Below are 11,895 nucleotides of genomic sequence, written 5' to 3' on the forward strand. Positions count from 1 at the left end.
TGCCCAATGTCGACTTTGGGTTAGCCATAGTTAATAAATTAATAAGAGTCTTATCATCACAATTCACTGGAAGAGGGGATTTAAAATTCAATTGTAGTAAAAAGCTAAAGAGCCTTGATCTAAGTGATGAAGAGAGTTCCAGATAAGGGAAAGAGGTTATCTCTTCACCCCATATTTTTCCTACAAGATGTAGCATTCCAAATCCATCAAAATCAATTGTTACTTGACTTTCAGGATTAATTAAAGCCATAGAGAGTTCATCAATAATTTCAAGAGAGGGTATTCTCATTCTTTGATTATGTGGAGCAACTCTATCACTTGAGTAAACATCAATTTTACTTTTTCTATCACCCTCACCTATGAATATTTTTCCTTTTGCCCCTATAGGCATTGATATATATTCCAATTTCACTTGCTGTTTTCTTGCTTCTAGAACAGTCTCCAAACAACATCGTTGATGTAATGATACAATTTTATAGTCTCCATTATTAAACTTGAAAGCTAGTTCAACTAAAGGATATTGGAATTTATTAAGAGGAATAGAAAATGAAATCTGTTCGTTTAATTCATCACTATTTTTATTTTCTATACTTAAATTTTTACTATCTTCAGGTTTAAATTCAAAAAATGCTGTAGGACTATCAACATACAATGCAGATAGCCTTTTAGAATCACTCTGAAATATAATCTCTTGTTGCTTCTTAGATATTTTAGCAATTGCAAATAAAGTAGAATCTGACTTAATGCAATCAATCGTATTAACACTTGATTTTTTCGTTAAAAATGGCCAAATAAGATTTATAGAAGATTTCGACTCTTCAAATGGTAAACCTGTAAATTTAGAAAGCCAATTTATACAATCTAAAGTTAGTTCATCTGGAATCGTAACTAAAGCCAGACTCCATCCCTGTCTTTTTGGCAAGTACTCAATTATTAATTCTTCAGGAAAACTAGTATCTTGTGCCTCCTGCCATAATAGGGCAACCGTTGTAAAACTTTTAAGAATTTGAGCCCTAGGAAAGCTATTTTGACTATTTTCTTTGGAAATAGAAAAAACGGCTGCTTTAGACGTAGGCAAGCCTACACACTCCCTTTCAAAATTGGATATAAAGTACGGATCAGGTTTTCCTATGAACTCGGTTATTCGATAAGATGATGTAGAGAGTTCAACCATCATTCTACGATCTTTATCCATTCCGCGCATATCAACTGTTTGTGACCTCCCTCCTCCTAAATCTAATTTCATAGAAGCATGACAAGCTCTATGCTTAGGAAGTAGTAATTCAAGAAACCAACCAGCATAGTGATTCTTTTTTGGAAGGTGTAAATAGAGTTCCATCCTCCATTTCGTCACAATAGACGAGGAGTCATTTAATGGATGGGTAATATTTTGACTAGGGGTAAAATTTTCGCACTCCTTAGTCCCCACACCAGGCATATGAGCAAAATACGGTTTTTTTTGGGGACCAGATCTATAACTGACAGGTTTCTGACAAACAGGGCAACTATACAAATTAAATTTTGAAGCCATCTTTGCAGATACTAACTTATCTATTATTTTATTAATGGCATATTCCACTAAAACCCCTCCGTTCCCACCTTAAATATTCTGAACCTTTATAAAGTTTTTTTTTCTTTAATTAAGTTATGTCGAAATTGAGCCTGATATTCAAGAGTTTGAAAAAGGTCACTTGGCTTCCAATCTAGGTATTCAAACCTACTTCTCGAGCGTGGAATCATCCATCTATCAAGAGCAGATTCAGCAATGTCTTTAGCACAAAGTAAAGAAGTTAAATCAGGCTGCCCCTTCCCCGTTTGTAAAATTTTAGTAGCATTATTCGCTAATTGACAAATAAAAACCTCACGCTTAATACCATGCAACAACATATCATTTTTAAATCCAAGAGATGATAATGCTGCTCTTGTTGTTCTTAAACGCCAATTCGGCCCTTGTCCAAATAGATATTGATCAGCATATCTATGATCAATAGTACGTAGATAATCTCTAAGTTCAATAAACAACCAATCAGGAATATGGAAATGTCCCCATCCTCCTGTGTAACCAACTGGTTTTAAATATTCAATACCATCGAGTTTCAAACGATTATAAACTGATGATCGCCCCATTGAAGAGGTCGTTGTAATTGCTAAAAGGCGTGCACTTTTATCCTCTTTTGAGATTAACCCTGTTTTATTTCCATACACTTTTTCAAAATCATCATAAATCTCACGACTACGCAAAAGGCAAGCTATTAACTTTCCACCTAAAAGAGAATTATACGGAGGAATTGCACCAAGAACATAAGCATCCATCAGATTTACAAGACGAGCGCTTCTTGCTTGTGATTCCCATCCTATAAATTTGTCTCGTACACCTAAGTTAAATACAGGATCACCTATTGCTATTAGGCCCATCAATTTGCCATTGTGTTCATCCCAGACAAGATACCTAAGACGCCTACCAAAGCCACTTGAAACAGGAACGGACCATGTTAGTGAGGCTAACCTAAATAAATCACCTTGCCATGTATCAGAATAAACACGTTCGAGAACTGGAGAAATTTTCTCTACATCAATATCTTTACCAGATGCAAAAAACTTCATTAACCGTTCACTTTTACAAGCTATAAATTTTTCACTCGCTAATATTCTTTCTTCTCGCTGGGCACTATGAACAAAGCGAATGGTTTCTTTACTATCCCCAGGTGCTTGCAAATTTCCATCTTTAGATTTTGTAAAACCTATAGAACGCAAATGTTTCCGCAATTTTCTCTTTAAACTCGCCTCTCGAAAGTTAGTCTGAATTATTTTTGATTGTTTAATTGACATCTGATATCCGTTGCAATAGCGTTTATAACTAAACTCTTCCAATAGTTAAGAGGATTCTATTTCTACTCAATTTTAATACAAACTTTAATATTTTGTAATGTTTTTATAAAAGAATTAATTAGCATCCTCATCCTACATCAAAAATATTAAGCTTATGCATCATAATTTTGAATATTAAGATTTCATTTTTATGAAGAAATACACTTTAAAATTTTATTTATAAAACTCCTATTAGATTAATAATTTATATTGCCTCTATATTATTTTAAAAGATTAAGTCTATATTCTTAAATCTATACTTTATTTATCCTAGATTTCTCTCAACAGCTCAATTAGCATCTCTTAAATTAACCATAGTTTTCGCCAGAATTATGAGTTATAAGAATTAGTTATTTGACCATAAAAGATACCCATTTTCTTTAGCTTGCCGATATGCCCAACTCGCAACACTATTTGATGTTTTAATATCTGTCAAAAATCCAAGCCTTGATAACTCCTCTGTAATGAGGCGATCAAAGCTTTGATTGCGTTCATGCCATTGGAACAAAAATACTTCTGATGCTAAAAAATCACTTTTAGCTGAATTGCATTTTTCATCTGCAAGCACAAAATTATGACCCGTATCAGTTGGGTACATCGCCCAAGGTATGAAATGGTCTACAGCCCATTGATTTTGCTTAATTGGCTTTTGACAGTAGAAACATTTACATGCCTGTAGGTCAACTAGGAATTCCCCTACTTGTCGAAGCTGATTTCGGCTTGACTCAAACATGAATGTTGCCAGATCAGGTAAACCATCTAAAACCAATAAATTACCTTTATTTAACCTTACAAAATCCACCCACTTTTTCTGGCATAACTCTTCAATGATTTCGCTAAACTGACGCAAGCAATACATGACATTTGGCAAAAGTATGAGTTGTTTACGTGAATCTTCTAAACGATATAAAAACTCAACATTTTGACCTTTCAAATTTTGTAGATAGGTCACAGGCATCTTCTTTACGATGTCAGCCACTTTCTTTTTCAATTGCAGCCAGTACACATGGTCTCGTCTGGCTAAGGCAAGGGATTTATAACTTTGTTGGGCAGTGTGAATTAAGCTAATAATTCCTGCTTGCTTGCCATTATTCTGTTGTAATCGGAACGGTTCATTTTGATTAAAATGAAATGGAAGAGTCTGCTTCCAGTATAAATCTATAAATTTTTCTGCAATATCCAGATAATCTAAAGTTAAGCTTTCTCCAGTATCACTCCCCTGTTCAATCGCCAAGCGGGAGAGGCTCATCAATAAAGCAAATTTATAGGTCGAAGAAAAACTTCCTGAATGCAAAATTTGCTGAATCTGTTTCAGAAACTTGAGTTGCTGCTGTGGTGTTGGTATAGATAATGACATTATTTATTCAATTTTTTGAAATACGATATTGAGCCAATCTTCATTATGATTGGGACGCTTATCAATGCTAATCCATTGTTGTAACAGTAAAATATTATCAAATTTCTTTAGTAAACTCTGCGCTTGTGACTCATCCATATCTGCAAATTGTCTTCCATCCTTGTAACGGTCTCCCGCACCATATTTAAATGACATATAACAGATGCCCTTAACTTTTAAAGCTTTTAGAATTTTTTCCAATACCTCAGCTAAACGCTCTCTTTCACAATGCAATAATGAAGCACATGCCCAAACACCATCATACTGATTTTGTTCAGACAGCTCATAGAAACTTTCAAAACGTACATCAATTCCAGTCAAGCATCTTGCCTTATCAACTAGTTCTTTTGAATAATCCGTTGCACTAACCTGATAACCTTTATTCTTAAAAGCCAAGGTATCCCTACCCGAACCACAGCCTAAATCGAGTATAAAAGCATGGTCGGGTAGATAACGTAGAAATGGTAGATACAGGCTCTCCATTTCTACGTTAAAAGTAGACTCAAAGAACTTCAGTGCATTGATATCGTAATAATCTAAAGTCTTCTTCATTTATTTGATGAGCCATTTTTTTAAATTCTAACAAAAATAAAAATACTATCGCGCTCCCATTTCTTCTGCCCTATATAGTCTACAGCCTGAAACTAAACTCCCCAGATATCTCGAATTAAAGTTTAGCATCCACTCAGAAAAACAATAGCCAATACACAAGCTATTTTCATAAAATCTCTCTTTTTCATTATTTAAAATTCCTTATGCGGCTTCAGTTTCAGGTTTAGCTTCTATACTTGTGATGTCGCAATATTTAAGCATTTGTTATAAAAGATAAATTTTCCGAATAGGCTACGAGTTAAGTCATTTTGCTTCTAAAGACACTATTTTAGCTATTGAATATAAAGTATTAGCCAATACTTGTTGATCTTTATAACTACTAGCGTGATCATAGCCATTTATTACAAAAACTTGCTTTGTTATATCTCTTTGAACATCGGCCCCTGATTGGTGACAAACAGTTCCATCTCCCGCTCCAGTCTTGGGATTTGGTGCAATATGTAGCTTAAAGATGACATCCTCCCCCTGTCTTCTTTTTATCTTCCGCTCACCATCCTCTGCAAATAAATTTCTATCCCAAGTATAAACTTCTACAGTGGGTAAGATTTTTTCACCAGTAAAAGGATCTATTATAACTTTTGCATTTCTATCAAATGGAATACCGTTATAATTTATAAGTTCATCTTCTGTTTCAACATCAATCCTTTGTTCCGTTTCCCACACAACCTCATTAAAAGCGAGATGCTGTGGATCATTACCATAATGAGCATACGTATTGGTATGATAACTATCCTTTATGCTCTCATGGAAATTTTGCACCAAGCTTACATTTTTTATAAAGAAATCCGATGTTTCAGTAAACTCTGCCTGCTCTAACCCTCCATCTTGCTGATCATTTCTTCCATCATTCATTTGCCATTGAGTATCTTTACCACTTCCCCCAAGATTTTTCCATTGTGCGTTTTTATCACCAAATTGGCCAACGTCAGTTCCCAAAGATTTCCCCAACCCGCCCAAGCCACCAAGTCCTAAAGCTCCACCTTGCCAAGATTTTCTTGAGCTTTCATTTTCTTTAATTCTATTTGTTAAAATACTAGCTGGATCTAAATAATCCATATTGACCATACGCCACCATGAATTTGTATCTTTATAAATTTCGTCGTAGGGATCTGATTTGGGTAAAGTTGCGGTGATAATATCTCCATTGAGTTTTCTTGCAATAAGCTTTAACCAGGTTTTAGACTTTCCTGTATTTACGAAGTTTGCAAAAGGAAGTAACTGTAAACCTCCTGGCGAATTCCCTAAAACAGGAGTAAGTTTTTCACAAGTCGCACCAAAAACATGTTTCGCTATACTATCAACTGCACTCCCCGTTACCTCTGATCCATCCCAACCATTTGCAAATCTTTTATATACAGTAGGGGCTCCACTGGCTGGCATTACACCATGAACAACCCCCAAGATATCATTTTTAATAGAATCGTCTTGAATTAAAGAACGAGTTACGAGTCCTCCCATTGAATGGGTAACAATAATAAATTTCTTAAAGGTAGCCTTTGGATACTCTTTTTTTACTTGAGCCTTAACTTCTGAATTTAGTCTTTCTGCTACATTCTTAGCCGATACATCATTGGATTGTAGCCAGTTATAACCTAATGCAAACACAGGGAAAGCGTAGTCGGCTAATTTCCCAAATTCATTTTTTGTAATCAATTTAAAATCTTTTGTAGGGTTCCAAACACTCCTGATCGCGTTTTCTTTGATCATGTCGCTACCAGTGATATTTGTTAGCACTCTCCAAACATCTGACCCTCTAAAATCATCTTCATTTTGAATTCCTAAAAAGCTTAAATCGAATTTAGTTAGCTCTCTATTTAAAAATCTTTCCAAATGAATTAAAGCTGCACCATATCCATCCCACCAAACGGTTCCCCATCCACGACTTCGCGCTTTATCTTCATCAAAATTAGCAATATCTTTCTTCTTTAAATTGATTTCGCCCGCGTTACTAACCTGAGTTGTTTCAGGATTTAATTGTCGTTGTCTTTTTTTAGCAGTTCTAAAAAATTTGCCATCTACTGCAGCCCACGCACCACTCATTTTACCATTCGGCGGGAACCAGACTTGATCTCCATCATTACTCATAATATTAGAGCCCATGATTCCAGGGATAAATATTATGGGTATCACGAACTTAGGGCCTAGAATAGCATTAGCTAATGTAGGATTAGTGCTCGGTGTTGTTATTGAAGTAAAGTGATCTTCATTTTTTTTTGTGGCATCATTTTGAATTGGCATTGAAAAAATTCCTAAAATCTTTTAATTGTATTTAGTATTACTTCATACAAATGAATGGATTCTTTTTCATTAATACTTGCAGTTTTTATATTATTATTTTCATAACCAGTATCAACTTCTAACTGCACAAGAGGGTCTGTTGCCAAACCTGGGGTACCAAGATGTTCCCAAGTTGCCAAAACACCATCTTTCCCTTTCATTGGAGTTTTAACTAACCACTCAACTCCTTCTAACTTCCCTCCTAGATTTTGAGCTTTGGCTCCTTTTCGAATTGTTTTCGTCTCTGCCTCTGCTTTAGCAAGCAACCCTTCTTTTTTTAAATTATAGTTTGTTCGCTCTATTAAATCGGGGGTTGGCTTTGAAAGTGCCTCAGCTTCAAGTGCAACCCTCACGGAAGGCGCATCTTTTAGCCTAAATCCAATACTATTGTAACTATGTCTATATACTTTCCCCTCATTTCTTATAAAGCCATTATCTATACAAACTCCAGCCTGTGTTGGAATTTCATTATTTTTCCGTGCAACTAAATTATTAAGCAAGTGATTAAGTGCTTCATCACTTTCAGTTTTAAATTTTGTTGAATAAGTTCCATTAATCAAAAAAAGTGTTTTATTCATTAAAACCCAAGCATAAACATCATTTGCTCCTCTTTGATCTTTACCTACTTTTCCTTTAAACACTTTAATAGTTTTTCCATCATTAACCTGTTCAGCTCTATCTTCAATGATAAGCATATTATTTTTAGAGTATTCCAACAGTTTATCTTCATAAGCCTTTTTAAGATCATCATGGGAAGCATTTTTTTTATTTTTTATATAAAAAGAATTATAACGATCTGAACCACCTATTAACTCAGCGCTAACAGGCAGTTGGAAAGAATACCTTCCAATGCACCAATTTTGCATCTTGTCTAACTTAATCATTGTTTGACTACCATTCGAGTTATCATTATCTGCGTAAGAACAGCCTGAGAATAAAAATAAAATGACTAGATTTATTGAGGCTAATGGGATTCTCATAATTACACCTATTTATATAAACTAAAGCTTGAGTAAAAACCCATTAGTTTTTAGCCTGTTCAAGTATTTCCAATACGGCTTTACCCATAGAGAGCATCGTAACCTTTTGAGTTTTTCCCTCAGCATCAGTTATACCTTCAATAACTTTCCCATCTTCTGTCGTAATCTTATATTTGGTATTCGGTTGCGCCACACCAGCACGATTGCGAACAATAAATTGCTCATCATAATCCATCTGTAATTTTGGCATGGCTGCGAGATCAGTACTTAATGTGCTACCAGACATCACCTGTACTTGCCCAGCTTTAAGGCTAATTTTACCAGGACAAACGATATCGATATTGCCACCTTCAATTTTGATATAACCACCACCAGAAGCGATTAATATGCCTTTACCACTTTCAACCTTAACGAAATCATTAATTGCATAGACATGCATTAACTCTTGCGATGCAATTTTCATTGAATCTGCTTGTGCTTCAATTTCAATGGGGCCTTGTCCAGCTTTAATTTTAATACCTGCTGCTTTCGCAAATAGAGAAATTTTATCTAAGACATTCGCCAGAAATCCTCGCCCTGAAAAAATCTGTACATTCCGTTCAGAACTTAGATCTATATTTTCTTTAGCTTGTGCAACAATCCCTTTATCCGCATCTAGAATGATTGAATCTTTAGCATCAATCGCAATATACGGCGTAGAATCTGACTCATTCCACTGAGGAAGTTCAGTTTTTAAGGACTCCTGAAATTCTAATTCAGGTTCCGTGGTTTGATGTCCTTTAGCTGCCTCTTTTATTGCTGAATTAGTCGCTAAGAATTTCTCAATATTTTGTTGTAAATGAGGTCGATCCAGTTGGTTTCCACTCGCATTAGATGCACTTTCAGTCGTAATTAATATCCCTTTGGGTGCACGTATTCCTCCCCAATCATCCGTCCGTAACTCAAAACCTTCGCCACGACCTTCACTTTCGGCTTTCTCTTTTGGATGGCTTAAATTGCCTAGATTCAGTTGAGTTGCACCATGACTACTATGTAACTGGGCACTGATTTGTCCTGTGGTATCGTCAAACCTCAATTGGTTATAGCCTTCGCCACCAACTTCTTTGGAACGAATTCCACTGAGTTTTTTGGTATCAGGAAGCTGACCTTTAAGATCAAATTTAGTCGGGGAACGCTGTGCTTCATGGATGCGGCCAGTCACAAATGGACGGTCAATATTGCCATCAAAGAAGTCAATCACAACCAATTCATCTTTACGAGGTAAAAAGCGTGCGCCATAGCCTTCACCGGCCCAAGGCGTCAGTACATCGACCCAAGCAGAGTCTGTATCATTATCATTTGAACCTGCACCACCATCATGCGCATGATCTTCTGTACGGGTAAATAGAAAACGAACCTTGATTCGACCCCATTCATCAACATGGATTTCTTCACCGTCACTCACCACTTTGGCACGCTGCACATGGGCAGTCGGACGGTGAGTCAATGGATCATATTCAGGCACAACGGCAATCGTTCGACGTACCAACATCAATTCATTGGCTTGGCGTTCTTGTTCACTGTCTTTACTCATTGTCCAATGACTGAGACTTAATAGTTTTTCAACTTGCTCTTTAATCTCTTTGGGAAGGTTATTCTGGTTATAAAAATGCTTGCTTAGAATTAAGAATGCTTTATCTTCTGGGTGATTTTTTTCAAGTTCAGGATGCTCATTTAACTGAAACCAATAACCGACCTGTGTATCCCGCACACTACTATGCGCGGTGAAGTATTTTGCTTGTAAGGCTTGATATTGGTTCAGCTGTTTATTGAGTTTATCTAGTTGGTTATTTCCTGATGCCGTGGCCTGATCGTCGCCTTTGAGATCAGCAATCCAAGCGGGTGAAAGACTCCACGCTTGTTCCAGACTCAAACTTTCATTATCACGCTGAGCGCTGTGCTGATGTGAACTGATCACTGAACCACTAGCATCTTCTTGGCTTAAACTATCCGCCTGCCAGCGCTGTACATGAATCGCAGTGGGTTGTAATTGGCGTTGTGCAATAAAGCTGGTAATACTATCCGCTTGCTCTGTGGCATGAGAACGATGATAGCGAATGCTTCGACGCTCAAGCGCCTTAAATTGTGCATTATCATCAATTAAGCGTAACTTTTGTGGCTCGATACCCTGGCTATTACTAGAGACAATATAGCTGGATTCATCAATTAAAAAGTTAATCGACTCTTCACGTAACAACCGTGTTAAATAGGCATAATCACTTTCATTCGACTGCATCGAGAAAGGACGGATATCATAGTCTTTGCTTAAACCACTGCTATCTAATTTTAAGCTTGAAGCAAATAACGGCGATTTAGACTGCCATTCTTTGAAGATCACTTCAAAAATTTCAGGAACACTCTTATTCATAAATACACGGCTATTGCGTCGCTTATGCCATAAGCTAGTGGCGTCCTGCAGTGTCAATCGATAGAGGCTCAATGCACCATCACTTTGCCCTTGGCTTGCCCCTGTGATAATGCCTGTGGTTCTAAACAGTTGGCCTGAATCTGTCACTTGATCTACAGCAACTTGGCATCCAATAAACTGTTTGAGTTCGATATAAGGATTGGTTGATAAGCAAATTAACTCTACAGATAGCCCATCATTAATGCCATGATAGCCCTCTAGGCGTTGCAGCATGATTTGAGTATTAAGCGCTGCATTTGAAAACTGAATACTCATTGCACGTTTTTGAGTACCAACGCCTAATTTATCCAAGACGCTAAAGATATTATTCAACATTATTATTGCCTTATTCTTGATCAAAAAAAATTACCAGAATGATTTATCTGATTCAATTATGAACAGGTTTCGTTTTGTGTCATTGTAACTAAAAGTCTTCGATAACCTTGCACTACATAGCGACCCAACTGATATTTTTCTTGTATTTTTGAAATACTGAGTTGCTCCAAATCCTGTTGGTGTTGTTTTACCCAAGCCCTCTTTTGATCCTCAATGGTAATATTTAAAAATTTTCTTAAGACCATACGATTTTTAATAATATATTTTTCACTTCGTTTTAATCTTTTCGCAACTTCAGTCACGCTTAAATGCAAGTCCAATAGAATCTCCTGATTTTCTAAACGCCATGCTTGAACTCGATCCTTATGCTTTGCCAGACCTAAACGTTGTCTTAATTCATCTTTCTTCCGAAAAATCTGTTCAAGGCTCAAACCAAGCTTTTTGACTAAATCTTCATTACTTAACTCAGGATTAAGGAGGTCTTCTTGATGTAGCGCAAACCAAGCCTCTTTTTGTACTTTCATTTTAGGGATATCTAGGATTTCTCTTAATTTTGCTTTTGCTCTTAAAATTTCTCCTGGCATTTTTTGGAATTGATCAGCTAAGACGGCAACCGTTTTTCCTGAGTTTAATAATTCCTCCTGATGATCCAATAACCATTGCCGCTTTTCTTGCTTATCATTTTGAAATTTTTCAGAAAAACTGAATTCATCTAGCTCTTGTTGAATACGGTTATAAAATTTTTTAGCGATGAATACACTGACATCAAATTTTTCTACGATTTCCTGAACAGTTAAGCCATTCAGCTGCTGTTTATTGGCTTGAAACCACTGTTCTTGAATCACCTCAGATTGCTTTTTTCTAAGTTTCTTCCGCACAGGAATATCGATAAGTTCAGCCAACCAGATTTTATGTTGATAAACTTGAGGTCGCGTTAATCCATACTTAGCTTTTAATGTCTCTAAACTGTGAACCGTACC

General features: G+C 36.3%; 8 protein-coding genes. All 8 read right to left on the bottom strand.

What is annotated here, in order from left to right; genetic code table 11:
* A partial coding sequence (locus tag Aba26S_RS19605) for a hypothetical protein (protein ID WP_043974524.1) occupies positions 1-1,579 on the bottom strand: 1,579 nt, incomplete at its 3' end.
* Positions 1,580-1,617: 38 nt separating this feature from the next.
* Complete coding sequence (locus Aba26S_RS19610; protein WP_043974527.1) at positions 1,618-2,829, bottom strand: Druantia anti-phage system protein DruA; 1,212 nt, start codon at positions 2,827-2,829, stop codon at positions 1,618-1,620.
* Between the two features lie 385 nt (positions 2,830-3,214).
* Positions 3,215-4,225: an HNH endonuclease gene (locus Aba26S_RS19615; protein WP_043974530.1), complete on the bottom strand. Its 1,011-nt coding sequence runs from the start codon at positions 4,223-4,225 to the stop codon at positions 3,215-3,217.
* A 3-nt stretch (positions 4,226-4,228) separates the two neighbouring features.
* Positions 4,229-4,816 carry a bifunctional 2-polyprenyl-6-hydroxyphenol methylase/3-demethylubiquinol 3-O-methyltransferase UbiG gene (locus Aba26S_RS19620; RefSeq protein ID WP_043974534.1) on the bottom strand — a complete coding sequence of 196 codons (588 nt, stop codon included), beginning with the start codon at positions 4,814-4,816 and terminating at the stop codon, positions 4,229-4,231.
* A 303-nt stretch (positions 4,817-5,119) separates the two neighbouring features.
* Entirely contained in the window at positions 5,120-7,114 is a 1,995-nt protein-coding gene (locus Aba26S_RS19625; RefSeq protein ID WP_052500234.1) for a triacylglycerol lipase, read from the bottom strand.
* A gap of 11 nt (positions 7,115-7,125) precedes the next feature.
* Positions 7,126-8,133: a T6SS immunity protein Tli4 family protein gene (locus Aba26S_RS19630; protein ID WP_043974536.1), complete on the bottom strand. Its 1,008-nt coding sequence runs from the start codon at positions 8,131-8,133 to the stop codon at positions 7,126-7,128.
* A gap of 43 nt (positions 8,134-8,176) precedes the next feature.
* A complete protein-coding gene (locus Aba26S_RS19635; RefSeq protein WP_043974540.1) occupies positions 8,177-10,915 on the bottom strand; it encodes a type VI secretion system Vgr family protein in 2,739 nt (912 codons plus the stop codon).
* 56 nt (positions 10,916-10,971) lie between these two features.
* Positions 10,972-11,817, bottom strand: coding sequence for a hypothetical protein (locus Aba26S_RS19640; RefSeq protein WP_252322568.1), 846 nt, complete (start codon positions 11,815-11,817; stop codon positions 10,972-10,974).
* Positions 11,818-11,895 lie beyond the last annotated feature (78 nt).

Source organism: Acinetobacter sp. NBRC 110496 (genome assembly GCF_000876115.1).
Classification (GTDB): Bacteria; Pseudomonadota; Gammaproteobacteria; order Pseudomonadales; family Moraxellaceae; genus Acinetobacter.